Below are 25,548 nucleotides of genomic sequence, written 5' to 3' on the forward strand. Positions count from 1 at the left end.
TCAGCGCGGCCAGGCGGCGAAGCGTCCGCGTACCCGTGCGACGTCGTCCGGGCTCAGGCCGTACCGGCCGAAACGGGTGTCGGCCAGCCGGTCGAGGTAGCGCCCGGCGGCGCGGACGTCGTCCGGGTCGAGCGCGGGATCGACCTGCCGGGCCAGCACCAACAGCTGCGTCACGTCGTAGTGCTCCAGCGCCGCCGCGACGTCGATGAAGTCGCGGACCTCCCGCCGGTTGACCAGTGCCGCGATCTTGTTGGCGACCAGGTCGCGGACGTCCATCACCGGGCCGAGGTCCATCACCACCGGGCTCTGCTGCCGATCGAGCCGGGCCAGGCTGAGCCGGATCTGCCGCTCGTCGCGGCTCACCACGAAGTCCTTCATGTCCCGGCCGTACCCGTCGAACAGGTCGGCGAGCTCGCTGTCCGGGTCGGCGTCGGTGACGGTGAACCCGGCGCGTTCCAGCGCGGCGCGTACCCCGGCGGAGGCCGCGGCGGCGGCGCCCTCCACGTCGGCGAAGAGGTCCACGTCCTCGGTGGGTCGGGCCACCAGGCCGTGCGCGGCCCAGGCCACCCCGCCGCCGAGCACGAACCGGTACGGCCGGGCGGCGGTCAACGCCACCCGGGCCACCTCCCGGTAGAAGTCGTGCAGGTGTGGTGCGATCACGCCGCGCGCAGGCCGCGGTGCCGGCTCTCCCAGGCGAGGCGTACGCCCCGGGGGAGGTTGAGCAGCCGCCACACCCGCCGCAGGGTGCGCCCGTTGATGAGGGTGCGCAGGTCGTCGGCGCTGGCGGTCTCGCGCAGCACGTTCTCGTACATCCAGAGCAGCTGGTCGGGGTCGCCGAGGTCGAAGGTGCGCTCGGCGTTCCACATCAACCGCACCGGCAGCTCGACGACGCCCCGGGTGGGGCCGGCCAGCTCGGTGAGCGTTCGCGCCACGACGGCCGGACGACCCGGGCGGGCCAGGAAGGCCACGCCGGTCGCGGGGGGCGAGACGGCCTGCATGGTGTCAGGGTAACTCCCGCCGGTGCGGGGTGTCGCCAAGGCGCGTCCGGACGCGCGGTCGGCGCGGGGTGATGAGTTCTCCGGCCCGGGCCCGTCATAGGTGTGACGGGACACGACGATGGGAGCATGACGTGATGGGTACGGACACGCGGGGCGAGGGCGCGGGCGCTCTGGCCGAGGTCGACGAGACGGCCTTCGCGGGGCTGGCGGAGCGGCACCGGCGGGAGTTGCACGTGCACTGTTACCGGATGCTCGGGTCGTTCGAGGACGCCGAGGACACCGTGCAGGAGACGTTCCTGCGGGCCTGGCGGCGGCGGGAGACGTTCGAGGGCCGGTCGACGGTGCGGGCCTGGCTGTACCGGATCGCCACCAACGCCTGCCTGGACCTGTTGGCCCGATGCCGTCCGGAGCCGGCCAGGGGTGGTGAGGTGCGGTGGTTGCAGCCGTACCCGGATCGGCTGCTCGACGAGGTGCCGGCGGGCGACGCGGACGAGCCGGAGGCGGTCGCGGTCGCGCGGGAGACGATCGAGTTGGCGTACGTGGTGGCAGTGCAGCACCTCGCGCCGCGTCCCCGGGCCGTGTTGATCCTGCGGGACGTGCTCGGCTGGCCGGCGAAGGACGTCGCCGACCTGCTCGGGGACTCGGTCAACTCGGTGAACAGCGCCCTGCAGCGGGCTCGGGCCGGCATGCGCGAGCACCTGCCCGCCGAGCGGCAGGACTGGACCGGCGGTGAGCAGGACGCCGGGACGCGCGAGCTGGTGCGGGACTTCACCGAGGCGAGCGTGGCCACGGACATCGGTCGGCTCACCACCATGTTGCGCGAGGACGTGCGCTGTTCGATGCCGCCCACGCCGGGTCTGCGGGTGGGCCGGGACGCGGTGGTGAACGACTGGATCGCGGACGGGTTCGACGGGATGACGGGCCTGCGGGGCGTCGCCACGTCGGTGAACCGGCAGCCCGCCGTCGCGTTCTACCACTGGCGGGAGGCCGATGGCGCGTACCTGCCGCTGACCCTCGACGTCCTGCGCGTCAGCGGTGGAGCGATCACCGAGCTCGTCACCTTCCACGCCGACCAGTTCCCGCGACTCGGGCTGCCGGAGCGCCTGCCGGCCGGAGGTGCGCGATGAGCGTCGCGGCTCCGACCCACCGCCCGCACCGGCTCCTCGGGCTCGCCGGCGTCGGCCTGGTCGCCACCGTGGCGGCGATGGCCACGACCACTGTCGCGGCCGCGCTCGCCGGGGCCGCCGGTGTCGATTTCGAGGTGCCCGAGGGCGGCGAGGTGATCCCGCTGGCCGGGTTCGCCGTGGTGACCGGCGTCTTCTCGGTGGTGGGCGTCGTTCTCGCCGTCGTGCTCGGTCGGTTCAGCGTGCGCCCCGTCGAGCGGTTCCGGTGGACGGCGGTGGCGCTGACCGCGATCTCGCTGGTCCCGCCGTTCCTGGTCGGAGCGGCGCCCGCCACCGTCGGCGCGCTGGTCGTGCTGCACCTCGTCGCCGCGGCGGTGATGATCCCGGCGTTGGCGTGGGGCCTGGGCCGGTGGAACCGTGCCCGCGACGGACGGGTCCTCGATTAGCGAAGACTCCTCATCTGACCTATGTTCGGGGAGTCGCTCGCGCGCGAGGGAGGTGTCGGGGATGGGTCTACGGACGTTCATCGAGGGTTGGCCGGTGTACCGCCAGCTCACCGGCACCGACCCGCTGGGGCGGGGCGCCGCCGCCAAGTCGGCCCGGTCATCCGCTCTGACGGCGCGTACCGAGACCGCCGATTCGGTCGCCCGTTCGGTGTGTCCGTACTGCGCTGTCGGTTGTGGTCAGCGGGTCTTCGTGACGGACGGGCAGGTCACGCAGATCGAGGGTGATCCGGACAGTCCGATCTCGCGAGGCCGCCTGTGTCCCAAGGGCGCGGCCAGCAAGAGCCTCGTGACGAGTCCGCTGCGCCAGACCACCGTCCGCTACCGCCGGCCCTACTCCACCCAGTGGGAAGACCTCGACCTCGAGACGGCCGTCGACATGATCGCCGATCGGATCGTCGCGGCCCGCGAGGAGACCTGGGAGGACCGCGACGCCGAGGGTCGGCCCCTGAACCGGACGTTGGGGATCTCCAGTCTGGGTGGGGCGACGCTGGACAACGAGGAGAACTACCTCATCAAGAAGTTGTTCACGGCGATGGGGGCGTTGCAGATCGAGAACCAGGCCCGTATTTGACACTCCGCCACCGTCCCCGGTCTGGGGGCCAGCTTCGGTCGTGGCGGTGCGACGGACTTCCAGCAGGACATCGCCAACGCTGACGTCATCGTCATCCAGGGCTCCAACATGGCCGAGGCGCACCCGGTGGGTTTCCAGTGGGTGATGGAGGCCAAGCGTCGCGGCGCGAAGGTGTTCCATGTGGACCCACGGTTCACGCGCACGAGCGCGGTGGCGGACGCATACCTGCCGATCCGGGCGGGGACGGACATCGCGCTGCTGGGTGGGGTGATCCGCTACATCCTCGACAACGAGTTGGACTTCCGCGAGTACGTCCTGGCCTACACCAACGCGGCGACGATCGTCAGCGACCGGTTCAGCGACACCGAGGACGGCGACGGGTTCTTCTCCGGCTTCGATCCCGAGACCGGCAGCTACGTGCAGGACAGCTGGCAGTACGAGGGGCACGAGGACTCCTCGGGCAGTGGACACACCGCGAAGGAGCGGGACACGGCCGCCGGACTGGAGCACGAGTCGCACGGCGCGGGGGTCGGCGGGCAGACCCAGCGGGACGAGACGTTGCAGCACCCCCGCTGCGTCTACCAGATCCTCAAGCGGCACTACGCCCGCTACACGCCGGAGATGGTGGAGCGGGTCTGCGGCATCCCGCAGGAGAAGTTCCTGGAGCTGGCCCGGGAGTGGACGGCGAACTCCGGCCGGGAGCGCACCGGCATGCTCATCTACTCGGTGGGGTGGACGCAGCACAGCGTCGGTGTTCAGTACATCCGCGCCGGAGCGATCATCCAGCTCCTGCTGGGCAACATGGGCCGGCCCGGGGGAGGGGTCATGGCGCTGCGCGGGCACGCCAGCATCCAGGGCTCCACGGACATCCCGACCCTGTTCAACCTGCTGCCCGGCTACCTGCCCATGCCCCACCACGCCGACCACCCGACCTTCGACGAGTGGGTGGACAGCATCCGGCACCCCGGGCAGAAGGGCTTCTGGGGCAACGCCCGGTCGTTCGCGGCCAGCCTGCTCAAGGCGTACTGGGGTGACGCCGCGACGCCGGAGAACGACTTCGGCTACGGCTACCTGCCCCGGTTGACCGGCGACCACGGCACCTACCAGCAGGTCCTCAACATGATCGACGGGAAGACCAAGGGGTACTTCCTGCTCGGCCAGAACCCGGCCGTCGGGTCCGCGCACGGCCGCGCGCAGCGCCTCGGCATGGCGAACCTCGACTGGCTCGTCGTGCGCGACCTGTTCATGATCGAGAGCGCGACCTTCTGGCAGAACGGCCCCGAGGTGGCCACCGGCGAGATCGTGCCCGAGGAGTGCCGCACCGAGGTCTTCTTCCTCCCGGCGGCGTCGCACGTGGAGAAGGAGGGCACCTTCACGCAGACGCAGCGGCTGTTGCAGTGGCGGGAGAAGGCCGTCGAGCCGCCGGGCGACGCCCGCTCCGAGCTGTGGTTCTTCTACCACCTGGGCCGCAGGCTGCGGGAAAAGCTGGCCGACTCGTCGCTGCCGCGCGACCGGGCGCTGCTCGACCTCACCTGGGACTACCCCACGCACGGTCCGCACGCGGAGCCCAGCGCCGAGGCGGTCCTGCGGGAAATCAACGGGTACGACGTGACGACCGGCCGGCCGCTGTCCAGTTTCGCCGAGGCCCGCGACGACGGCTCCACGGCCGTCGGCTGCTGGATCTACACGGGCGTGTACGCCGACGGCGTCAACCAGGCCGCCCGCCGCAAGTCCCGACACGAGCAGGACTGGGTGGCCGCCGAGTGGGGTTGGGCGTGGCCGGCGAACCGGCGGATCCTCTACAACCGTGCCTCCGCCGACCCGGACGGCAACCCGTGGAGCGAGCGCAAGCGCTACATCTGGTGGGACCCGGACAAGGCCGAGTGGACCGGCCACGATGTGCCGGACTTCGAGAAGACCAAGCCGCCGTCGTACCGGCCGCCGGCCGGCGCGTCCGGCCCGGAGGGGATCGCCGGTGACGACCCGTTCGTCATGCAGGGCGACGGCAAGGGCTGGCTGTACGCGCCCAGCGGCGTGCTGGACGGGCCGCTGCCCACCCACTACGAGCCGGTCGAGTCGCCGGTGCGCAACCCGCTCTACCGCCAGCAGGCCAACCCGACCCGCAAGTCGTACGCGCACCCGGTGAACTCGGTCAACCCGAGCCCGCCGCAGGAGCACAGCCAGGTCTTCCCGTACATCTTCACGGTCAGTCGGCTCACCGAGCACCACACGGCCGGCGGGATGAGTCGGACGGTCCGGCCCCTCGCCGAGTTGCAGCCGGAGATGTTCGTCGAGGTGTCGCCGGAGCTGGCCGCCGAGACCGGGTTGGCGCACCTCGGGTGGGCGCACCTGGTCAGCGGTCGGGCGGTGATCGAGGCGAAGGTGCTGGTCACCGACCGGCTCACCCCGTTGCGGGTGGACGGTCGGGTCATCCACCAGGTGTGGCTGCCGTACCACTTCGGTTTCGAGGGCCTGGTCACCGGTGATTCGGCCAACGACCTGTTCGGCATCACCCTCGACCCCAACGTCCTCATCCAGGAGAGCAAGATCGGTACCTGCGACGTCCGGCCCGGCCGGCGGCCCACCGGGCCCGCCCTGCTCGACCTGGTCGCCGATTACCAGCGGCGGGCCGGGATCACCCCGGGTGGGCACGCGCCGGCCGTCACCACCGACCAGGACGGGAAGGGCAGCGGTGATTCCTGACCCGAACAGCCTCTACGGGCCGCTCGATCCGGCGCCGGACGCGGGGTACGTGGACGCGCCGGCGCGGATGGGGTTCTTCACCGATACGAGCGTGTGTATCGGGTGCAAGGCGTGTGAGGTGGCGTGCAAGGAGTGGAACGGCGTTCCGGAGAGTGGTCTGGATCTGTTGGGGATGTCGTACGACAACACGGGCGCGTTGACGGCGAACTCGTGGCGGCACGTGGCGTTCGTCGAGCAGCCGCGCCCGGCGGGACACGGCAGCGCGGCGTTCGCGGGCACGCCCACCGGTACGACGGTCAGCGCGGCGTCGGCGGCCGTCGCCGCCGGCACGACCGGACCGACCGGCACCGAACCGGGTCTGCCGCCCGGATCGCCCTCGGCCGCCGCGCGCATGGTCGACACCGCCCCGACCGGCACCGCCCCGGTCACCGGCGGCGCGCAGCCACAGTTCCTGGGTATGCCGGGTGCGCAGCCGCCCGGGCGGGACACCGGCGTGGAGAGTCGGAGTGATTTCCGGTGGTTGATGATGTCGGATGTGTGTAAGCACTGCACGCATGCGGCCTGTCTGGATGTGTGTCCGACGGGGTCGTTGTTCCGGACGGAGTTCGGGACGGTGGTGGTGCAGGAGGACATCTGCAACGGCTGCGGTTACTGCATCTCCGCCTGTCCGTACGGGGTGATCGACCAGCGTAAGGGTGACGGTCGGGCGTGGAAGTGCACCCTCTGCTACGACCGTCTCGGTGCGGGGATGACGCCGGCGTGTGCGCAGGCCTGTCCGACCGAGTCGATCCAGTACGGGCCCTTGGACGAGTTGCGCGAGCGGGCGGCGGCGCGGGTGCAGGTGTTGCACGAGCGGGGTGTGCCGGAGGCGCGGTTGTACGGGCACGACCCGGACGACGGCGTCGGTGGTGGCGGGGCGTTCTTCCTGCTGCTCGACGAGCCGGAGGTGTACGGGTTGCCGCCGGATCCGGTGGTGACCACCCGGGACCTGCCGGCCATGTGGAAGCGCGCCGGCCTGGCCGCGTTGACCATGGCCGCTGCCACTGCGGTGGCGTTCCTCGGCAGGCGGCCATGACCGACGCGACGCCACCGGTGGGCGAGCGGTTCCGCCGGTTCCGCGACCGCCTGACCGCCGCGAGCCCAGACCTACCGGCCCAGAGGCGGGCGGACGACCGCACCGCCGTGGACGTGCCGGCGAACTCCCACGAGGATCGGACGCCACAACCCCCGGAGAACGCGGCGCGGCGCACCCGGCGCGGTCGTCGCGGTGGCGGTGAGGAGCTGCGGGTCCCCGAGGCCGAGTTCACCTCCTACTATGGCCGGCCCATCCTGAAGGCCCCGGTCTGGAAGTGGGACATCGCCGCGTACCTGTTCACCGGCGGGTTGGCGGCCGGCTCGTCGCTGCTGGCCGCGGGAGGTCAACTCACCCGGCGGCCGGCGCTGCGCCGCGCGGGCCGGGTCACCGCGCTGGGCGCCGTCAGCGCCAGCGCGGTCTTCCTCATCAGGGACCTGGGCCGGCCGGAGCGGTTCCACCACATGCTGCGGGTGGCGAAGCTGACCTCGCCCATGTCGGTGGGCACCTGGATCCTCAGCGCGTTCGGGCCGGCCGCCGGGGTGGCGGCGATCGCCGAGACCGCCGGCTGGCTGCCCCGGCACGGGCCGCTCGGGTTGGTCGGTCGGGCTCTGCCACCGGCCGGGCACGCCGCCGGGCTGGTCGCCGCCGTCACCGCACCCGCCCTGGCCACGTACACCGGGGTCCTGCTCGCCGACACGGCGGTGCCGTCGTGGCATGAGGCGTACCCCGAGCTGCCGGTCATCTTCGCGGGCAGCGCCCTGGCCAGCGGCGCGGGCGTCGGTCTGCTCGCCGCGCCGCCGTCGCAGACCGGGCCGGCCCGCCGTATGGCGGTGGCCGGCGCGGCCCTGGAGTTGTACGGCGCGCACCGGGTGGAGACCCGTCTCGGGCTGCTCAGCGAGCCCTACCGGTCGGGCCGGCCGGGTCGGCTGATGCGCGCCGGGCGGCTGCTGACCGCAGCCGGGGTGGCCGGGGCGCTGGTGGGCCGGCGCAGCCGCGTCGTCGGGGCTTTGTCCGGGGCCGCGCTGCTGAGCGCGTCGGTCGCCACGCGGTTCGGCATCTTCTACGGCGGTGTCGCGTCCGCCCGCGACCCCCGCTACACCGTCGTGCCGCAACGCGAGCGGGTGAACGCCCGGCGGACCGAGGTGGATCCGGCGACTGACTGAGCGCTCGCACCGGCGTTGTGATCGAATGTGCGACGGAGGCGTTCAGGCGGCTGGTGCCCCTCCCGGTCTTCAAAACCGGTGTGGTCCGGGACCCGGGCCAGGCGGGTTCGATTCCCGTCCGTCTCCGCCAACGGCGGCAGGAGTGACGTGATGCGTGACGGCAGCGAGGACCCGCGGCGTCGGGTGCCCCGCACCGACACCCTCCTGGCCGATCCGCAGCTGGCGGCGGCCATCGCCACCCTCGGCCGCGAGCGGGTCAAGGCCGCCGTCGTGCAGGCGCAGACCCGGGCCCGCCGTGGTGAGATCGCCCCCGACGAGGTCCGGGACGCCTCCGTCGCCGGGTTGCCCGCGCCGGGTCCCCGGTCGGTGCTCAACGCCACCGGTGTCGTGCTGCACACCAACCTGGGTCGGGCGGCGCTGTCGCCGGCCGCCGTCGCGGCGGTCGTCGCGGCCGCCGGGCACACCGACGTCGAGCTGGACCTGAACACCGGGCGGCGGGCCCGCCGGGGGCGCGACGCCCTCGACGCGCTCGCCGCCGCCGTGCCCGACGCCGCCGCCGTGCACGTGGTCAACAACGGCGCTGCCGCGCTGGTGCTCGCGGCCACGGCGTTGGCCGCCGACCGGGAGATCGTGGTCAGCCGAGGTGAGCTCGTCGAGATCGGAGACGGGTTCCGCCTGCCGGATCTGTTGGAGAGCACCGGCGCGCGGCTGCGCGAGGTGGGCACCACCAACCGCACGACGCTCGACGACTACGCCGCCGCCGTCGGTCCGCAGACCGGGTTCGTGCTGAAGGTGCACCCGTCGAACTTCCAGGTCACCGGCTTCACCTCGGCCGTGCCGGTGCGTCGCCTCGCCGCCCTCGACGTGCCGGTGGTCGCCGACATCGGTTCCGGGCTCCTCGCGCCGGACCCGCTGCTGCCCGACGAGCCCGACGCGGCCAGCACCCTGCGCGCGGGCGCGGCCCTGGTCACGGCGAGCGGCGACAAACTGCTCGGCGGCCCCCAGGCCGGCCTGCTGCTCGGCGACGCTGCCCTCGTCGAGCGGCTGCGTCGTCATCCGCTGGCCCGGGCGCTGCGCGTCGACAAGCTGACCCTCGCCGCGTTGGCCGCCACCCTGCACCGTCGGGACACCCCGACCTGGACCGCGCTGCACACCGACCCGGCCGCCCTGCGCCGCCGGGTGGAGCTGCTGCGCGACCGGCTGGGCGCGGACGGACGCAAGGCGGAGGTCGTCCCGGCGGTCGCCGTGGTCGGCGGTGGCGGCGCTCCCGGCGTCGAGCTGGACTCGTGGGCGCTGAGCCTGCCCGAGCGGTACGCCGCGCCGCTGCGCACCGGAGAGCAGCCGGTGCTGGGCCGGGTGGTGCGCGGCCGACTCCTGCTCGACCTGCGCTGCGTGCCCGTCGACGCCGACGACGCGGTCCTCTCGGCCGTGCTGCGCGTCCCCGAGGACGACTGAACATGTTCGTCGTCGCCACCGCCGGGCACGTCGACCACGGCAAGTCGACCCTGGTCCGGGCGTTGACCGGGATGGAACCCGACCGGTGGGCCGAGGAACGCCGTCGGGGCATGACCATCGACCTGGGGTTCGCCTGGACGACGTTGCCGTCCGGCGGCACTATCGCCTTCGTCGACGTACCCGGGCATGAGCGGTTCGTGCCGAACATGTTGGCGGGGGTCGGTCCGGTGCCGGCCGCGCTGATCGTGGTCGCCGCCGACGAGGGGTGGATGCCGCAGTCCGCCGAGCACCTGGCCGCGCTCGACGCGCTCGGCGTCGGGTACGGCCTGCTGGTGGTGACCCGCGCGGACCTCGCCGACCCGCGGCCGGCGGCGGAACGCGCCCGGGCCGAGATCGCGGCGAGCAGCCTCGGCGCGGTGGAGACGGTGGCGGTCAGCGGGTTGACCGGCGCCGGGTTGCCGCAGTTGCGGGACGCGCTGGACCGGCTCGTCGCGCGGCTGCCCGACCCCGTCGTGGAGGCGCCGGTGCGCCTCTGGGTGGACCGCAGCTTCACCGTGCGGGGCAGCGGCACCGTCGTCACCGGAACGCTGGGCGCCGGCCGGCTGCGGGTCGGGGACACCCTGGAACTGGCCGGCGTCGACGAGCCGGTCCGGGTCCGCGGCCTGCACTGCCTGGGCGAGGCCCGACCGGAGGCGTCGGCCGTGGCCCGGGTGGCGGTCAACCTGCGGGGTACGCCCCGGGACCGGCTCGGGCGCGGCGACGCGCTGCTCACCCCGGGGCGGTTCCACCGCACCGACCTCGTCGACGTCCGGCTCACCGGTGACCCCGCCGCCGATCTGCCGGCCACCCTCACCCTGCACGTCGGGTCGGCGGCCGTGCCGGTACGGGTCCGGCCGCTCGGTGTGGACACCGTCCGGCTCCGGTTGGCCCGCCCGCTGCCGCTGCTGGTCGGCGACCGGGCGTTGCTGCGTGATCCCGGCCGTCATCACGTGGCCGGTGGCGTACGGGTCCTCGACGTCGCGCCGCCGCCGCTGTCCCGCCGGGGCGCGGCGGCTGCCCGCGCGGCGGTCCTCGCCGAGCTGGACGGCCGTCCCGACCTGGCCGGCGAGCTGCGTCGCCGTCGTCTGGTGCGGGTCGGCGCGCTACGGCGGATGGGCGTGCCGGTGCAGGCCACTCCGGTGGCCGGCGACTGGCTGGCCGACCCGGGGCACTGGCGGCGGCTCGGCGAGCAGGTGACCGAGGAGGTCACCCGCTACACCCGGGAGCACCCGTTGGAGCCGGGCATGCCGGTGGACGCGCTGCGGCAGCGTCTCGCCCTGCCCGACCGGGCGCTGGTCGAGGCGCTGGTGCGTCCGCCGCTGCGGGTGCACGGCGGCCGGATCGGCACGGCCGCCGTGGACACCCTGCCCGAGCCAGTGGCCCGGGCCGTGCAGCGGGTCCGTGCCGAGTACGCGGACCGGCCGTTCCGCGCCCCGGAGGCGGACCACCTCGTCGAACTGGGCCTGGGACCCCGGGAGATCGGCGCGGCGGTACGCGCCGGCGCGCTGCTGCGGCTGGCCGACACCGTGGTGCTGCTGCCCGACGCAGTCGACGCGGCGGTCACCGTGCTGGCCGGGCTGCCCCAGCCGTTCACCCTGTCGGCGGCCCGGCAGGCGCTGGACACCACCCGACGGGTGGCGGTGCCGCTGCTGGAACTGCTGGACCGGCGCGGCGCCACCCGTCGGCTGCCCGACGACGCGCGGGTCGTCGTCACCTGAACGCCGGTTCGGACGCGCGGGTGCCGCAGGACCGTCCGTGGTTGCGGCGCTCATCGTGGTGCCGGGTGGGCTGACCTGTGCCGCGACTGTCCGTGACGCCGCAAAGGCAGGAGTAGGTCATTACCCTGCGTGCTGCCGGTGGATCCTAGCCCGCCGACCTGCGCCCCCTTTGCTCTGCTTCAACAGAGGAAACAGGTACATAGCGTCACGTTGGTGGGTCCGGGGTGTCAGGTGCGCTCACCAAGTTTCCCCAGCTTGAGGCCGGTGTTGCCTCCGCTGAAGCAGAGCAAAGGGGGCCGCGGAGGGGTTGAGGGCCGGCTGGAGCCAGACGCTGCGTAGCCGAGCGACGTTCGGCGCGGATGGCGACAGTGGGCGACGTCGAAGGCGCACAACCTCCCCCCAAACCGTCGGCGGTCACCTACGGTGACGCCATGGACCCTTCGGCGGTCTGGCGGGACCGGCAGCACCAGTGGCGGATCGAGGCGTACCGCGCGCCGGATCTGCGGTTCGCCATCTACGCGACGAACGGCCCCACCGAGTCGGTGCCGCTGTGGCTGTTCGGCATGACGGCGCTGGCCCGCTGGCTGATGACCCACTCCATCTCGCTCGACGACCTGGAGGTCGACTAAACGGCCCCGGGAGCCTGGCGCGCTGCGGTTGAGTGACGGGAGGCGGTCGACGGGGGTGCGCGGTGGGCGGTCAGCTGGGGCAGTTGGCGCTGGTGGCCGTCCTGGTGCTGGTCAACGCCGCGCTGTCGGGCAGCGAGATGGCACTGGTGACGCTGCGCGAGGGGCAGTTGCGGCGGTTGGGTCGACGCAGTCGGGCCGGCGAGCGGCTGATCCGGCTCTCCCGTGACCCGAACCGCTATCTGGCCACCATCCAGCTCGGCATCACCCTGGCCGGGTTCCTCGCCTCGGCGGCGGCGGCGGTGTCCCTCGCCCAGCCGCTGGTCGGCCCGCTGGGTTTCCTCGGCGCGGCCGCTCGTCCGGCTGCGGTGCTGCTGGTGACGGTGGCCCTGACCTTCGTCACGCTGGTGGTGGGCGAGTTGGCGCCGAAGCGGCTGGCCATGCAGCGCGCCGAGCGGTGGGCGCTGTTCAGCGCCGGCCCACTGGACCTGCTCGCCCGGGTGTCCCGCCCGGCGGTGTGGCTGCTCAGCTCGGCGACGGACGTGGTGGTCCGCCTGGCCGGCGGGAACCCGCGGGCCAGCCGGGAGGAGACGACCGAGGAGGAGCTGCGGGAGATGCTGGCCAGTCAGCGGGGACTGTCGGCGCAGCAGCGGGAGATCCTGACGGGCGCCTTCGACATCGCCGGCCGGACGCTGCGGGAGATCCTGGTGGCCCGGCGGGAGGTGACCACGCTGCCGGCCGACCTGCCCGCCCATGAGGGCGTTCGAAGGCTCGGCGCCGCCGGTCGGTCCCGTGCTCCGGTCACCGGCCCGGGCGGCCTCGACGAGGTGATCGGCGTGGTGCATATCCGTGACCTGGTACGGGCCGAGGCCGGCACGGTGGGGGAGCAGGGCCGGCCGCCGCTGCTGCTGCCGGTGACCCTGCCGGTCGCCGACGCGCTGCGCACCCTTCGTCAGGAGCACCAGCAGATGGCCCTCGTCGTGGACGAGCGCGGCGGCATCGACGGCATCGTCACGCTGGAGGACCTGCTGGCCGAGGTCGTCGGCGAGCTGTACGACGAGACCGACCGGGACGTGCACGGCGTGGTCCGGGAGGCGGACGGGTCGCTGCTCGTACCCGGTGACTTCCCCCTGCACGACCTGCCCGACGTGGGTGTACGGCTGAGCTTCCCGCTGTCCCGGGAGTACACGACGGTGGCCGGGCTGGTGCTGTCGCGGTTGCGGCACCTGCCGGGGTCCCCGGGCGAGACGGTGCGGTTGCCCGGGTTGACCATCGAGGTGGTGGAGGTGGCCGACCGGGCGGTGCGAAGGGTACGGCTGCGCGGCTTCGTCACCGAGCGGTGAGTGGATACCTCGAAAGAGGGACAACACGCGCGAAACGGCACCTGATGGCTGCGGCGCGCCTACGGTCCGGTACGTGAAGGACCGAGGGTTGCGTACGTTCGTCACCGTCCTCGCCGGCCTCGCGGTGATCTACTTCGGCAGCACCGGCCGCAGCCCCGAGGAGGGCCGCGGCATCTCCGGCGGGGTCATCGTCCTGGCGTTGCTCGCCGCGCTGCTGGTGTGGCACCTGACCCGACCGGGCGACAAGACCGTCAAGTGAGCGGCTCACCCGGCGGCGACGCGGGCGACCTCGCCGGCGGACTCCTCGCCGAGCGCCACCCGTACCAGCGCCGACGCGAGGCGACCGAAGTCCGGTTCGTCGACCAGGGAGGCCAGCCGGTCCGGTGAGCCCGGCAGGCCCAGCCGCTTCGCGCCCGCGAGGGCCCGACGGTCGGCGTACGGGCGTACGTCGGACCAGACCGTCTGCGCCTCACGCAGGTAGATGTCCGCGCCGGTGGGTCCGATGCCGGGGAACTCGGTGAGCCGTCGGCGCAGGCCGGCCGGGTCGCCCTGGGCGTCGCGGTGCAGTCGACGCAGGTCGCCGTGCCACCGGTCCAGACACAGCCGGGCGCCGGTGCCGAGCATGGTGGCGGTGCGTTCGTCGTAGCGGCGGTAGTGACCACGGCCCAGCGCGTCGACCCGCTGCTGCCAGCTCGCCGCCTCCATCGCCTGCGGCGTGCGGTAGCCGGCCGCGAACAGCTCCCGCGCGGCGTCGACGGCGACGCACGCCCGGATGCGGGTGCTCAGCAGTGTGGCCAGCACCAGCAGCTGGTACAGCGGACCGGGACGGTCGGACAGCCGGATGCCGGCCTCCTCGGCGTACGTGTCGCCCCGCCGGTCCAGCAGGACCCGCACGACCGCTCGATCGTCACCCACACTCCCGGGGTACCCGTCCCGCGCCCGGCTAGCCCTCCCGAGCGCCGGCGCCCGGAGAATGCCATCGGGCCCGGCGGGTATGCGGCCGGTGGAGGCGGTCGATGCCGCCTGCCGTACCGGGAGGGAGACGCTCGTGGTCAACCCGCAGCAGGAGGAGTTCCGGCGTAACGCAAACGGAGCGACCAGCCAGGACAGCAAGGGGCCCCGACCGAGCGGGCATCCGCTCAACCGTGGCTCGTCGCGCGGGGACGCCGGGCGGCCGGTGCCCAAGGGGCAGGTGTCGCCGTACGGCCCGGCGGGTGAGCCGGTCGCCGAGGACGACAGCGACACCCGCTCCTAACGCGTACGCGTCGACGGCCGCCGCAACCTGTTCCAGGTGGCGGCGGCCGTCAGTCCGTACGCCAGGTGCGGGATGATGTCGGAGATCCAGTCCGAGCGCCGCCAGGTACGGGGATCGCTGATGCCCAGCGCCGTGATGGACCCGTCGGTCATCGCCATGACACCCGCGCCGAGCACACCGGTGGCCATCGGCAACGGCTGCCGTCGGCCCCCGGCGTAGAGCCCGAACGCCATGCCGGCGGCGATGCCCAGCCCGTAACCGATCAGAGGGCCGAGCCCCGAGCGGCGGGTGGCCGCCCGGGGCTCCGGTCCCAGATCCACGTGCGCGAGGTGGGCCAGCTTGTCGACGGTCTGCTCCGGGGTGCTGCTCGCCGGCCGCGCCCGCAGCGCGATGTCGAGATAGCCGACCACGTTCAGCGCGGTGCTGCCGACGGCGCCCGCGATCGCGCCGTCGGCCAGGTCGACGCCCCTCACTTAGGGTCGCCCGGTTCGCGTTCGCTCTTGGGACCGTAGGTGCGCTCACCACGCACGACGCCCCGTTGGCCGCGATCCTCCTGCAGGATCCGGTTGGCGACCTGGTTGGCCTTGCCGTCTGGTACCCGGCGTCCGGAGTCGTCGATCGCGTTGCGCAGGCGCGCCCGCTGCTTGTCGTACGCGTTGCTGCCCGGCCGTGGTCCTGGCATCTGCTGCCTCCTTCGTCGCCGTTGGCGTACCGCGGCCGTCTACCCGTTGGGCGGCGCGCCAACCCCGGGGCGTCAGCGGGGGCCGCGCACCACGACGACCGGACAACGGGAGTGGTGCAGCACCGACTGGCTCACCGACCCCAGCAGCAACCCGGTCACCTCGCCGCGCCCCTGCCCCCCGACGACCAGCAGTTGGGCCTCGCCGGACGCCTCGGCGAGCACGGCGCCGGCGCGCCCGCGTGTCGCCCGGCAGGTCAGGCGCAACCCCGGATGACGCTCGGTCAGCCCGTCCAGCCAGCCGGCGAGCAGCCGCTCCTGTTCGCCGTGCAACCGGGCCTCGTCGTACACCAGGGGTTGCATGTCGCCGGGACCGCCGCTGCCGGGGTGCCGGTAGGCGTGCACCGCGCGCAGCGGCACGCCGCGCGCCACCGCGGCCTCGGCGGCGACGTCGGCGGCGAGCAGCGACGCCGCCGAGCCGTCCAGCCCGACCACCACCGGCCCGTCGGGGCGTTGCTCGCCGCGCGCGACCAGCACCGGACAGTCGGCGTACGCGCTGACCTGCACCGCCACCGAGCCGACGACGAGCGCGGAGAAGCCGCCCAGTCCCCGGTCGCCGACCACGATGAGCGCGGCGGTGGGGGACTCGCCCACCAGCACCGCGGCGGCCTCGCCGTCGATGATCTCGCCGGATACCGTCAGCCCGGGGGTGGTCGCCTCGGCCTCGGCCACCGCGGCGGCGACCAGCTCCTGGGCCCGCTCGCGCAGACCCGCCCCCGGCGGCGCGTCGGGCGCGGGCGTGACGGGCACGCGCAGCAGCGGCCAGATGAAGCCGTGCACCACCCGCAGCGGCCGGTGCCGGCGGACCGCTTCGGCGGCGGCCAGGCGCACGGCGCGCAGGGACGGTTCCGAGCCGTCCACGCCGACCACCACCGCCGCGCTGTCCGCCGCGTTCACCGCCTCACCCCCCGCCGGGCCAGTATCGCGGGCGTGGCGGCGCGGCGGAGCGATACCGCCGCTCGGGCACCGGTCGGTACGCTGGCGACGACTCGGAGGAAGGAGCGTCGTCGATGGGTGAACCGGACGAGCCGAGCACCGCTCGCATGATCGACTTCTGGCTCGGTGGGGAGCACCACTTCGCCGTCGACGTGGCCGCGGCGACCGCCTTCGAGCAGGCGTACGGCCCGTGCGCGCCGGTCTTCGCGGAGCTGCGGGCGTTCCTCGGCCGGGCGGTCCGGGCGATGGTCGAGCAGGGCGTGGACGGGTTCCTGGTCTTCGGGGCGGGCGTGCCCACGATGGGCAACGTGCACGAGGTCGCCCCCGACGCCACCGTGCTCTACACCGACGTCGACCCGGTGACCATCCGGCTGGGCCAGCGGATCCTCGCCGGCAACGACCGGGCGGGCTACGGCTACGGCGACGCCACCGACATCGGCACCATCGACCCGGCCCAGCTGCACCGCTTCGTACCCGGGTGGGGGCGACGGCCGGTCGGGGTGGTCTTCCTCGGGCTCGCCGCGTTCCTCGACGACGACACCCTGACGCGTACCCTCGACGAGCTGTACGGCGCGGCGGCGCCGGGCAGCCTGCTCGCCGTGGACTTCGACACCGAGGAGCTGGCGGCCCACCCGCAGGCGTTGGCGATGATGGGGCCCGCGTTCCGGATGCGGGCACCGGCCGCGTTCGCGCCGCTGCTGGGCCGGTGGACGCCGACGTCGGACGGGATCGTCCCGGTCAACCGCTGGCGGCCCGACGGCTCACCGGTCGACGTTCCGGACGCCTTCCACGGGGTCCTGGCGGCGCGCGGCGCCGACTGACCCGCGACGACGGGTTGTCCGGGGGCCTCCGTATGATGCTTGCCCTGTAGCAAGTTTTTTGGAGGGACGACCAAGCATGGTGGACGCGCCGGACGGGGTGTCGCGCGCGCTGCGCGAAGCCGCGCCCGACCAGTTGGCGGAGGCGGCGGACCGGGCTATCCGGGCGGCGTTGGGGGCGGTGCGCACCGACGTGTTCGTCGCCGACTACCGGATCAGCGGGCTCTGGCCGGTGCTCGATCCGGACCTGCCGGCGGCCGGGGCCCTGGCCCGGCACACCGTGGCGCAGCGCTGCTTCTCCAGCCAGCAGCCGGTGCGCGACGGTCTCGAGGACGGCGCCTGCCGGCTCTACCTGCCCCTGACGGTGTGGGGGGAGCGCCTCGGCGTGCTGCTCATCGAGTTGCCGACCGTGCCCGGCCCGGCGGTCACCGGCCGTGCCACCGACATCGCCGGTGACCTGGCGGTGGCGATGCGGGCCGCGGACCGGGAGACCGACCGGTACCGCCGGGCCCGTCGTCGGGAGCGGCTGAGCATGGCCGCCGAGATGCAGTGGGACCTGCTACCCGGGCGCAGCGTGGCCCACCGCTCCTTCCACCTGGCCGGGCAACTGGAGCCGGCGTACACCGTCGGTGGAGACCACTTCGACTGGTCGTTGGACGGTGAGCGGCTCACGCTGACGGTCCTCAACGGGGAGGGCAACGGTCTGGCCGCGTCCCTGCTGACGGCGGTCACCGTGAACGCCATGCGCAACGCCCGCCGGTCGGACGGCGGCCTCGTGGAGCAGGCGGAGCTGGCCTCGGACACGGTCTACTACCAGCACCGGGGCCGTCGACACGTGGCCACGTTGCTGCTGGAGCTGGACATCGTCACCGGGCGGGTACGCGCGGTCGACGCCGGTTCGCCGCACCTGCTGCGGATGCGTGGCGCGACCGTCGAGCCGATGACGCTGGATCAGCAGTTGCCGCTGGGCATGTTCGCCGAGACCCGCTACGAGGTGCAGGAGTTCCAGCTCGCGCCGGGTGACCGGGTCTTCGTGGTCAGTGACGGGGTGTGGGCGGCCGAGCCGGCGGGTCGGGAGCCGTACGGGGAGCGGATGATGGCTCGTTCGTTGCGCGCCACTCGGTTGCAGCCGGCGACCGAGGCGGTTGGTACGGTAATGCGCGAACTACACGCCTACCACGCGGATTCCGATTTGCGCGACGACGCCGTCGTCGTCTGCCTCGACTGGCATGGTCCGCGTGGGCGGGATGGCGGATGAGAGTCGCCGCCACCGTCCCGGGCGGGCACCAGCGCGACGACGGCAGGGGACATCGGGTGGAGCGACCGGCGGATCTCGCCGCGGCGATCAACGCGGCCGCAGAGACGCTGATCGCCGTGCTCGATTCGGCGGCGGCGCGGCACCAGGTGCCACCGACGCAGTTGCGGGTGCTGATGCTGATCAGTGGCCGGCCGGAGACGAATGTCAACGGGCTGGCGGAGTTGCTGGACGTGGTGCCCTCGTCGGCCAGCCGGCTGTGCGACCGGTTGGAGGCGACCGGCCTGTTGCGTCGGGTGGCGGATCCGCGCGACCGGCGGGAGGTGCGGTTGGTGCCCACCGCCGCGGCGTTGACGCTGCTGGGGGAGTTGGCGGAGCGGCGGCAGCGCGCGGTGCAGGCCGTGTTGGACAGGATGCCGCCCCGGACGCAGCACGACCTGTTGGCGTCCCTGTTGGCGTTCGGCCGCGCGGCGACGCAGACGGTGCCGGAGCAGCAGACCGACCAGGCGGCCGTCCAGACCGCCTGACATCTTCCGCTAGTATCCTAGGACGCTCTAGCGGTGGTGATCCACACCACAGTGGCACACCACCGCGCCGACGCCGCACGGCGACCGGGACGCCGGCGCGAGCCCGATATAGTGGCAGCGCACTTACCCGGCCCGCGATCACCGAGATCGCGGGCCGTATCAGGGCAGAGGTCCCGTCCCGGGGCCGCAGGGGAGCCGGTGGTTGCCGGCCCGACAGCGCGTACGACCTCCGCCGCGCCCGATCTCGGCCTGGCGTCGGGGCGTGCCGTAAAGGAGGTTCGGTGTCGCGTCGGCCGGCTCAGGCGGAGCACCCGCGGGACACCGGCGACCAGGCGCCCGGCGACCAGGTGCTCACCCTGCCCAACCTGATCAGCTTCGGACGCCTGCTGGGCGTACCCCTGTTCCTCTACCTCTTCCTGGTGGCCCGGGCGGACGTCGCGGCGGTGGTGGTGCTGGCCATCGGCGGCACCACCGACTGGGTCGACGGTTGGATCGCCCGCCGACTGCGGCAGGTGAGCCGGCTCGGTGAGCTGCTCGACCCCCTCGCCGACCGGCTCTACATCCTCGCCACGCTGCTCGCCTTCACCGCCCGGGAGGTGGTGCCGTGGCAGTTCACGGCGGCGCTGCTGGCCCGGGAGTTGCTGCTGCTCGGTTCGCTGACGGTGCTGCGCCGCTTCGGGTACGGGCCGCCGCCGGTGCACTACGTGGGCAAGACCGCCACGTTCCTGCTGCTCGCGGCGTTCCCGGTGCTGCTGCTGGCCACCGAGTGGAGCGCGGCGGCGACGGCCACGGCCGCGATCGGCTGGGGGTTGGCCTGGTGGGGGCTGGTGCTCTACTGGGTGGCCGGCGCGATGTACGTGGTGCAGGCGTCGCGGCTGGTCCGCGCGGCGCGTGGCCGGGGAGCGGCCGCGTGAGCGCGACGCCGCCGCAGCGGCCCCGCTCCGATCGGGTGTACGCGCCGGACTTCCTCACCGAGTTGTTCCGCAACCCGCTGGATCCGGGGTACGCGGATGCGGCCGCCGCGCGTCGGCGGGGGTCGTCCCCGGACGCGCCCCGGGGCTGGGCGGCGCGGTCGGTCGGCCTGGTCGTGGTGGTGGTGCTGGGTTTCCTGTTCGCGGTGGCGTATCGCCAGACGATGGCGGACGAGCCGGGGCGCGCCCAGGCGCGTTCGGGGCTGGTGGCGCAGATCAAGGAACGGGAGAGTCAGACCGACCGGTTGTCGGCGCGGGCGGACCAGCTGCGTGAGGAGGTCAGCCGGCAGCGGGACGCGGCGCTGAGCGGTTCGGCCGCGGCGCGTCTGCGGGACCTGGAGGCGAGCACCGGGCTGGGTCGGGTGCGCGGTGACGGTGTGGTGGTGCGCCTGGCGGACGCTCCGGGGAACGCGGACGCGGTGACGGGTGCGGGCGCGGGGCCGCCGCGGGTGCTGTACAGCGATCTGCAGGGTGTGGCGAACGCGTTGTGGAGCGCTGGCGCGGAGGCGATCGCGATCAACGGGCAGCGGTTGACGTCGACGTCGACGATCCGTTCGGCGGGTGAGGCGATCCTGGTGGATTTCCGGCCGGTGACGGGGCCGTACGAGGTGTCGGCGACGGGTCCGGGGTCGATGCGGCGCAAGTTCGAGGACAGTCGGAACGCGGCGCTGATGCGGGAGGTCGCGCAGAAGACCGGGTTGTCGTTCGGTGTGCGGGAGGCGGAGGACCTCACCCTGCCGGCGGCTCCGGAGCCGCAGCTACGCTACGCCAAGCCGTCGGTCAGTCCGAGCCCTTCGGGGACGGGTGGCCGGTCCGGCAGTCCTGGGTCGTCGGGTTCGCCGGGGACCGCTAGTCCTTCCGGAGGTGGCGGATGATCGCGGTGCTGGCGTTGCTCGCCGGTGTGGTGCTCGGGGTGTGGCTTGATCCCACGGTGCCGTCGGCGTTGCAGCCGTACCTGCCGATCGCGGTGGTGGCCGCGTTGGACGCGGTGTTCGGTGGGGTGCGGGCGAAGCTGGACCGCATCTTCGACGACAAGCAGTTCGTGGTGTCGTTCATCTCGAACGTGCTCGTGGCGGGCCTGATCGTGTATCTGGGTGACCAGTTGGGTGTGGGTGGGCAGTTGTCCACGGGTGTGGTGGTCGTTCTGGGTGTGCGCATCTTCGGAAATGTGGCGGCGATCCGTCGGCACCTGTTCCGGGCGTAGGTTTGACAGCGATGAGCGACGAGCAGGCGGAGACGGGGACGGGTTGGCCGCAGCCGGCGGTGCCGGGGCGGCCCGGTGGGCCGGCGGGTGAGCCGGATCCGCGGCCGGACGCGCCGGATCCGGACGAGTTGAGTCCGTTGGCGCCGCGCGAGCCGGTACGGGAGCCGCAGCCTGATGACGCGGAGCCGGAGGTGCTGCCGGCCGATGACGGTGCGACGGTGGACCTGCGCGCGGTGTCGCGGGCGGGGGAGTCGGCGGTGTCGTCGGACGAGCCTGAGGTGACGCCGCCCGCGCCGGGGGTGGCGGGTCGGTCGCGGTGGAGCGCGGCCGGGGTGATGATCGCGGTGTTGTTGGCGTTGCTGGGTTTCACGCTTGTCGTGCAGTTGAAGACGACGTCGACGGATCCGACGTTGGGGGCGACGCGTCAGGAGGACCTGGTGCGGATCCTGTCGGATCTGGACGCGCGGGAGAGTCGCCTTCAGCAGGACATCCGGGCGTTGGAGGACAGTCAGCGGCAGTTGGCCTCGGGTGAGCAGGGTCGGCAGGCGGCGTTGGACGAGGCGACGCGGCGGGCGGATGAGCTGGGGATTCTGGCGGGTACGTTGCCGGCGGTGGGTCCGGGGTTGACGGTGCAGTTCACCAGTGGGGCGAAGCCGATCACCGCGAACCGGGTGCTGGACGCGGTGCAGGAGTTGCGGGGCGCGGGCGCGGAGGCGATGCAGATCTCCGGCGGTGACCGGGCGACGGTGCGGGTGATCGCGTCGACGTACTTCCTGGATGGGGAGAACGGATCGTTGATGGTGGAGGGGCGCCGGTTGACGGGTCCGTACACGATCACGGTGATCGGTGATCCGGCGACGATGCGTACGGCGTTGAACATTCCTGGTGGGGTGGTGGCGTCGGTCCGCGGTGACGGCGGTAACGTGACGTTTGGGGAGCGTGAGGTTGCCGAGGTTTCGGCGCTGCACGCGCCGACCAAGTAGGAAACACGCCCGTCCGGTCTCCTGACCGGCGCGGCCGCGCCGGGCCGGGTGGTCCGGGGCACGATGGATGAGGACGCGTCTGGTGATTCCCGAGGATCTGCGATACACCGCCGAGCATGAGTGGGTGGCGGGTGACGGCACCGGTTCGATCCGGGTCGGCATCACGCACTTCGCGCAGGACGCGCTGGGTGACATCGTGTACGTGCAGTTGCCGGAGGCGGGTGCGGTCGTGGCGGCCGGTGACTCGTTGGGTGAGATCGAGTCGACCAAGAGCGTGTCGGAGATCTACGCGCCGGTGGCGGGTACGGTGGCGGCGCGGAACGAGGCGTTGGGTGACACGCCTGAGCTGATCAACACGGATCCGTACGGTGAGGGTTGGTTGGTGGAGATCACGCCGACTGATCCGACGGCGACCGACGGGTTGCTCACGGCGGGCGCGTATCAGAAGATCACCGAAGGCTGAGTGTGCTTGATCCGGCGTGCGGGATGTCTGCGCGCGTCCGGTTGCCCTGCATTTCGGCGCTGGCTAGGCTCGCCCAGTCGACCGAGAAGAACCCATTAGTTGTGCGTTGTGGAATTGCCTTCCCGGGCACGGGGAGCCAGCCGCCGGGTGTTGGAGTGCCCGGCGGCCAGACCCGCCATTACCCGACGCCGACCGAACAGATCCGTGAGGTGGTCCCATGACGCGGCCAGACGACGAGTTCCCCCCGCTCGACGTCACTTCGACGCTCAATCTCGGTTCGCTCGACGAAGTGCTGGAGGGGCCGGACACCGATGTGGTGCCGAGCCGGATGTCCGGTTCGTTGCCGCCGGGTATGGCGCTGCTGGTGGTTCGTCGCGGTCCGAATGCGGGTGCCCGGTTCCTGTTGGACCACGATGTGACGACCAGTGGCCGGCATCCGGACAGTGACATCTTCCTCGATGACGTGACGGTGTCGCGTCGGCACGCGGAGTTCCACCGTGACGGTGGGACGTTCACGGTGCGGGACGTGGGTAGCCTGAATGGCACGTACGTGAATCGTGAGCGGGTCGAGGCGGCCACGTTGAGCAATGGTGACGAGGTTCAGATCGGTAAGTTCCGGGTGGTGTTCATCGCCGGTCCGCGCCCGGAGGAGGAGGCCGGCCGGGGGTGAACGAGCCTGCGGCCTCCACGCCACCCGGGGCGGCCCGGTCCCAGCCGCTGATGAGCATCGGTGAGGTGCTGGGTCAGTTGCGGGTGGATTTCCCGGACACCACGATTTCGAAGTTGCGGTTCCTCGAGGCCGAGGGGCTGGTCGAGCCGCAGCGGACGGCGGCGGGTTACCGGAAGTACAGCTGGGACGATGTGGCGCGGTTGCGGTTCGTGTTGACCGCGCAGCGGGACAGGTACCTGCCGTTGCGGGTGATCCGTGAGCAGTTGGCCGAGTGGGATTCGTCCGGTGAGCAGCCGGAGCGGTCGCGGCCGGCGTTGGTGGCGGTGGGGCCTGATGGTGCGGTTCCGGGTCGGGAGTCGGCGGAGCCGGCCGAGTCGTCGCAGGTGCGGCTCGGCCGGGCTGAGTTGGTGTCCCGCAGTGGGATCGACGAGTCGACGCTGGTGGAGTTGGAGCGGCTCGGTGTGCTGGTGTCGGATCCGCCGGGGTGGTATGACGCGGATGCGTTGATCATCGCGTCGGCGGTGGCGGGTCTGGCGGCGTACGGGTTGGAGCCGCGGCATCTGCGGGGTTATCGGACTGCGGCCGATCGTGAGGTCGGGTTGTTCGCGCAGTTGGTGGCGCCGTTGGCGCGGCAGAGTGATCCGGCGGCGCGGGCGCGTGCGGCGGAGACGGCGCGGGAGTTGGTGGCGTTGTCGGAGCAGTTGCACGCGGCGTTGGTGCGGGTGGGGCTGCGGTCGACGTTGGGTCGGTGAGGTGCCCGGCAGGTGCGGCGGAGCGGAAAGATCTCTTCGGGGAAGCGTGCCGTAGGCTTGCCGGGGTAACCCCTTTTCGGCGCGGACGTGGTGCTGTAGCGCATGGGACGGCCGTGTTGCGGTCCGTGTACCGTGCAGGGAAGGGCGCGGTGCGTAGGTTGACGACGACACGGAGGCGGCGGTGCGCGAGCTGAGCGTGGTCGGTGTTCGGGTGGAGCTGCCCAGCAACCAGCCGATCGTCCTGCTCAGGGAGGTCGAGGGCGACCGCTATCTGCCGATCTGGATCGGTGCGGTCGAGGCCACGGCTATCGCTTATGAGCAGCAGGGGGTCAAGCCTGCCCGCCCGTTGACGCATGATCTTCTGCGGGACGTGTTGGCGGCGTTGCAGGCGCCGTTGCAGGCGGTGGAGATCACCGAGCTCAAGGAGAACGTGTTCTACGCCGACCTGTTGATCGGTGACGGGGTGCGGGTGTCGGCGCGTCCGAGCGATTCGATCGCGTTGGCGTTGCGCGTTGGTGCGCCGATTCGTTGTGCCGAGCAGGTCCTCAGCGAGGCGGGGATCGTTATCCCTGACGAGCAGGAGGACGAGGTGGAGAAGTTCCGCGAGTTCCTGGAGCAGGTGCGTCCGGAGGACTTCGCGGGCTGAGCGGTTCTGGTCCCCCGGCTGGTGTCACGGTGGGTGACGCCGGTCCGTGGCGGTGATCTTTCTCGGTGGCTGCGCGGCGTGTCGCGTCGGTTCCTCCGCGGTAACCCCTGAAGGTGGCGTTAGGGTTGCCGTGTCGAGGGGTGCGCGTCGGACGAACGATGCGTCGCCGCACTGACGGGGAGGTTGTCCGGATGCACGAGCCGCAGGATCCCGATCCGGGTACACAGGTCAACGAGCCGGGTTCGTCGTCGCCGGGTGTGGCGACTGAGGGTGACGGCTCGGTGGGCTACCGAGGTGTGACGGCGTGCCACGCGGTGGGCATCAGCTATCGGCAGTTGGATTACTGGGCTCGGACGACGTTGGTGGTGCCGAGCGTTCGGGACGCGTCGGGTTCGGGGACGCAGCGGTTGTACTCGTTCCGTGACCTGGTGGTGTTGAAGGTCGTGAAGCGGTTGTTGGACGCGGGGGTGTCCCTGCAGAACATCCGTAAGGCGATCGAGGCGTTGCGGTCGCGCGGTGTGGAGGATCTGGCGGGCATCACGCTGATCTCCGACGGGACGACGGTGTACGAGTGCCGGTCCCCGGAGGAAGTGGTGGACCTGTTGCAGGGTGGGCAGGGCGTGTTCGGGATCGCCATCGGTGGGGCCTTCAAGGAGATCCAGGGGTCGTTGTCGCATCTGCCGGCGGAGCCGGCGGCGAGCGGTCCGGCGGAGCCGGTGGTGGGGTCCTCGTCGGATCCGGTGGGTGACGAGTTGGCGGCGCGGCGGGCGCGGCGGCGCGCGGGTTGAGTAGCGCTGCGCGTCGGCCGGTGCGCGGTCCGTTGGTGCGGATGACTTTTTTGGGCACGCCCGTTTGGTGACTGTGGGTCAGGGCGGTCGACGTCGGGTGGCTGTTCCCCGGTCGATGAATCCACGGTGGACACACTGTGTGGTTTTCCGGTTGCCGTGAGTGGATTCTCCGGTGAACTGAGGTGACGGTGTGTGTCCACCAGTTGTCGGGAATCGGATA

Annotated in this window: 28 protein-coding genes, 1 tRNA gene and 1 pseudogene; 24 read left to right on the forward strand and 6 right to left on the reverse strand. The window is 72.5% G+C overall.

What is annotated here, in order from left to right; genetic code table 11:
- Together ACQPZK_RS15155 and ACQPZK_RS15160 are read right to left on the reverse strand one after the other, a co-directional pair.
- Window positions 1–660 carry a nucleotidyl transferase AbiEii/AbiGii toxin family protein gene (locus ACQPZK_RS15155; protein ID WP_433538910.1) on the reverse strand — a complete coding sequence of 220 codons (660 nt, stop codon included), beginning with the start codon at window positions 658–660 and terminating at the stop codon, window positions 1–3.
- A complete protein-coding gene (locus tag ACQPZK_RS15160; RefSeq protein WP_396798044.1) occupies window positions 657–998 on the reverse strand; it encodes a hypothetical protein in 342 nt (113 codons plus the stop codon). The genes ACQPZK_RS15155 and ACQPZK_RS15160 overlap by 4 nt, the downstream gene beginning before the upstream one ends.
- Window positions 999–1,132: 134 nt before the next feature.
- Between ACQPZK_RS15160 and ACQPZK_RS15165 the strand changes: the two genes are divergently transcribed.
- The 11 genes from ACQPZK_RS15165 to ACQPZK_RS15215 all read left to right on the forward strand — a co-directional run bounded on the left by ACQPZK_RS15165 (window position 1,133) and on the right by ACQPZK_RS15215 (window position 13,580).
- Complete coding sequence (locus ACQPZK_RS15165; protein WP_433538911.1) at window positions 1,133–2,125, forward strand: RNA polymerase subunit sigma-70; 993 nt, start codon at window positions 1,133–1,135, stop codon at window positions 2,123–2,125.
- On the forward strand, window positions 2,122–2,568 hold the full coding sequence (locus tag ACQPZK_RS15170; protein WP_433538912.1) for a DUF6069 family protein: 447 nt from the start codon (window positions 2,122–2,124) through the stop codon (window positions 2,566–2,568). The genes ACQPZK_RS15165 and ACQPZK_RS15170 overlap by 4 nt, the downstream gene beginning before the upstream one ends.
- Before the next feature lie 61 nt (window positions 2,569–2,629).
- Complete coding sequence (fdh, locus tag ACQPZK_RS15175; RefSeq protein WP_433538913.1) at window positions 2,630–5,902, forward strand: formate dehydrogenase; 3,273 nt, start codon at window positions 2,630–2,632, stop codon at window positions 5,900–5,902.
- A complete protein-coding gene (locus ACQPZK_RS15180) occupies window positions 5,895–6,977 on the forward strand; it encodes a 4Fe-4S dicluster domain-containing protein (RefSeq protein ID WP_433539219.1) in 1,083 nt (360 codons plus the stop codon). The genes fdh and ACQPZK_RS15180 overlap by 8 nt, the downstream gene beginning before the upstream one ends.
- Complete coding sequence (gene nrfD, locus ACQPZK_RS15185) at window positions 6,974–8,140, forward strand: NrfD/PsrC family molybdoenzyme membrane anchor subunit (protein WP_433538914.1); 1,167 nt, start codon at window positions 6,974–6,976, stop codon at window positions 8,138–8,140. Before ACQPZK_RS15180 ends, nrfD begins: the two co-directional genes overlap by 4 nt.
- Before the next feature lie 34 nt (window positions 8,141–8,174).
- Window positions 8,175–8,270, forward strand: a tRNA-Sec gene (locus ACQPZK_RS15190).
- Window positions 8,271–8,290: 20 nt separating this feature from the next.
- On the forward strand, window positions 8,291–9,595 hold the full coding sequence (gene selA / locus ACQPZK_RS15195; protein WP_433538915.1) for an L-seryl-tRNA(Sec) selenium transferase: 1,305 nt from the start codon (window positions 8,291–8,293) through the stop codon (window positions 9,593–9,595).
- A gap of 2 nt (window positions 9,596–9,597) precedes the next feature.
- Window positions 9,598–11,352, forward strand: a complete 1,755-nt coding sequence (gene selB / locus ACQPZK_RS15200; RefSeq protein ID WP_433538916.1) for a selenocysteine-specific translation elongation factor — start codon at window positions 9,598–9,600, stop codon at window positions 11,350–11,352.
- Between the two features lie 431 nt (window positions 11,353–11,783).
- Complete coding sequence (locus ACQPZK_RS15205; protein WP_145781709.1) at window positions 11,784–11,981, forward strand: hypothetical protein; 198 nt, start codon at window positions 11,784–11,786, stop codon at window positions 11,979–11,981.
- Between the two features lie 62 nt (window positions 11,982–12,043).
- On the forward strand, window positions 12,044–13,321 hold the full coding sequence (locus tag ACQPZK_RS15210; RefSeq protein ID WP_433538917.1) for a hemolysin family protein: 1,278 nt from the start codon (window positions 12,044–12,046) through the stop codon (window positions 13,319–13,321).
- 73 nt (window positions 13,322–13,394) lie between these two features.
- Window positions 13,395–13,580: a hypothetical protein gene (locus tag ACQPZK_RS15215; protein ID WP_355244916.1), complete on the forward strand. Its 186-nt coding sequence runs from the start codon at window positions 13,395–13,397 to the stop codon at window positions 13,578–13,580.
- A gap of 5 nt (window positions 13,581–13,585) precedes the next feature.
- Here ACQPZK_RS15215 and ACQPZK_RS15220 read toward each other — a convergent pair whose 3' ends face one another.
- The gene (locus tag ACQPZK_RS15220) at window positions 13,586–14,236 is read right to left on the reverse strand and encodes a hypothetical protein (RefSeq protein WP_433538918.1); all 651 of its coding nucleotides are present in this window, start codon (window positions 14,234–14,236) and stop codon (window positions 13,586–13,588) included.
- Between the two features lie 133 nt (window positions 14,237–14,369).
- Here ACQPZK_RS15220 and ACQPZK_RS15225 point away from each other — a divergent pair, with 133 nt between their 5' ends.
- Window positions 14,370–14,576 carry a hypothetical protein gene (locus ACQPZK_RS15225; protein WP_433538919.1) on the forward strand — a complete coding sequence of 69 codons (207 nt, stop codon included), beginning with the start codon at window positions 14,370–14,372 and terminating at the stop codon, window positions 14,574–14,576.
- On the opposite strand, the gene ACQPZK_RS15230 is transcribed toward ACQPZK_RS15225, so the two are convergent.
- The 3 genes from ACQPZK_RS15230 to ACQPZK_RS15240 all read right to left on the reverse strand — a co-directional run bounded on the left by ACQPZK_RS15230 (window position 14,573) and on the right by ACQPZK_RS15240 (window position 16,212).
- Entirely contained in the window at window positions 14,573–15,049 is a 477-nt protein-coding gene (locus ACQPZK_RS15230; RefSeq protein WP_433538920.1) for a hypothetical protein, read from the reverse strand. The two genes, ACQPZK_RS15225 and ACQPZK_RS15230, sit on opposite strands and share 4 nt — an antisense overlap.
- Window positions 15,046–15,258: a phosphatidylethanolamine-binding protein gene (locus ACQPZK_RS15235; protein WP_088948250.1), complete on the reverse strand. Its 213-nt coding sequence runs from the start codon at window positions 15,256–15,258 to the stop codon at window positions 15,046–15,048. The genes ACQPZK_RS15230 and ACQPZK_RS15235 overlap by 4 nt, the downstream gene beginning before the upstream one ends.
- Before the next feature lie 72 nt (window positions 15,259–15,330).
- Complete coding sequence (locus ACQPZK_RS15240; RefSeq protein WP_433538921.1) at window positions 15,331–16,212, reverse strand: universal stress protein; 882 nt, start codon at window positions 16,210–16,212, stop codon at window positions 15,331–15,333.
- Between the two features lie 113 nt (window positions 16,213–16,325).
- On the opposite strand from ACQPZK_RS15240, the gene ACQPZK_RS15245 reads away from it, so the two are divergent.
- The 12 genes and pseudogenes from ACQPZK_RS15245 to ACQPZK_RS15300 all read left to right on the forward strand — a co-directional run bounded on the left by ACQPZK_RS15245 (window position 16,326) and on the right by ACQPZK_RS15300 (window position 25,328).
- On the forward strand, window positions 16,326–17,072 hold the full coding sequence (locus ACQPZK_RS15245; RefSeq protein WP_433538922.1) for an SAM-dependent methyltransferase: 747 nt from the start codon (window positions 16,326–16,328) through the stop codon (window positions 17,070–17,072).
- A 76-nt stretch (window positions 17,073–17,148) separates the two neighbouring features.
- Entirely contained in the window at window positions 17,149–18,327 is a 1,179-nt protein-coding gene (locus tag ACQPZK_RS15250; RefSeq protein WP_433538923.1) for a PP2C family protein-serine/threonine phosphatase, read from the forward strand.
- Between the two features lie 56 nt (window positions 18,328–18,383).
- Complete coding sequence (locus ACQPZK_RS15255) at window positions 18,384–18,851, forward strand: MarR family winged helix-turn-helix transcriptional regulator (protein ID WP_433539220.1); 468 nt, start codon at window positions 18,384–18,386, stop codon at window positions 18,849–18,851.
- 281 nt (window positions 18,852–19,132) lie between these two features.
- Window positions 19,133–19,765, forward strand: a complete 633-nt coding sequence (locus tag ACQPZK_RS15260) for a CDP-alcohol phosphatidyltransferase family protein (RefSeq protein ID WP_433538924.1) — start codon at window positions 19,133–19,135, stop codon at window positions 19,763–19,765.
- On the forward strand, window positions 19,762–20,697 hold the full coding sequence (locus ACQPZK_RS15265; protein ID WP_433538925.1) for a DUF881 domain-containing protein: 936 nt from the start codon (window positions 19,762–19,764) through the stop codon (window positions 20,695–20,697). Before ACQPZK_RS15260 ends, ACQPZK_RS15265 begins: the two co-directional genes overlap by 4 nt.
- Complete coding sequence (locus ACQPZK_RS15270; RefSeq protein WP_355051040.1) at window positions 20,694–21,026, forward strand: small basic family protein; 333 nt, start codon at window positions 20,694–20,696, stop codon at window positions 21,024–21,026. The genes ACQPZK_RS15265 and ACQPZK_RS15270 overlap by 4 nt, the downstream gene beginning before the upstream one ends.
- An 11-nt stretch (window positions 21,027–21,037) precedes the next feature.
- Window positions 21,038–22,034: pseudogene (locus tag ACQPZK_RS15275) on the forward strand (DUF881 domain-containing protein).
- Window positions 22,035–22,091: 57 nt separating this feature from the next.
- Window positions 22,092–22,472, forward strand: a complete 381-nt coding sequence (gene gcvH, locus ACQPZK_RS15280; protein WP_355051255.1) for a glycine cleavage system protein GcvH — start codon at window positions 22,092–22,094, stop codon at window positions 22,470–22,472.
- 217 nt (window positions 22,473–22,689) lie between these two features.
- The gene (odhI, locus tag ACQPZK_RS15285) at window positions 22,690–23,142 is read left to right on the forward strand and encodes an oxoglutarate dehydrogenase inhibitor Odhl (protein ID WP_007071101.1); all 453 of its coding nucleotides are present in this window, start codon (window positions 22,690–22,692) and stop codon (window positions 23,140–23,142) included.
- 50 nt (window positions 23,143–23,192) lie between these two features.
- The gene (gene ftsR, locus ACQPZK_RS15290) at window positions 23,193–23,894 is read left to right on the forward strand and encodes a transcriptional regulator FtsR (RefSeq protein WP_433539221.1); all 702 of its coding nucleotides are present in this window, start codon (window positions 23,193–23,195) and stop codon (window positions 23,892–23,894) included.
- A gap of 181 nt (window positions 23,895–24,075) precedes the next feature.
- On the forward strand, window positions 24,076–24,540 hold the full coding sequence (locus tag ACQPZK_RS15295) for a bifunctional nuclease family protein (RefSeq protein ID WP_007460347.1): 465 nt from the start codon (window positions 24,076–24,078) through the stop codon (window positions 24,538–24,540).
- A gap of 191 nt (window positions 24,541–24,731) precedes the next feature.
- Window positions 24,732–25,328 (forward strand): MerR family transcriptional regulator, encoded by a 597-nt coding sequence (locus ACQPZK_RS15300; RefSeq protein WP_433538926.1) that lies wholly within the window; start codon window positions 24,732–24,734, stop codon window positions 25,326–25,328.
- Window positions 25,329–25,548 lie beyond the last annotated feature (220 nt).

The organism is Micromonospora sp. CA-249363 (genome assembly GCF_050950185.1).
In the GTDB taxonomy this organism is placed as follows: Bacteria; Actinomycetota; Actinomycetes; order Mycobacteriales; family Micromonosporaceae; genus Micromonospora.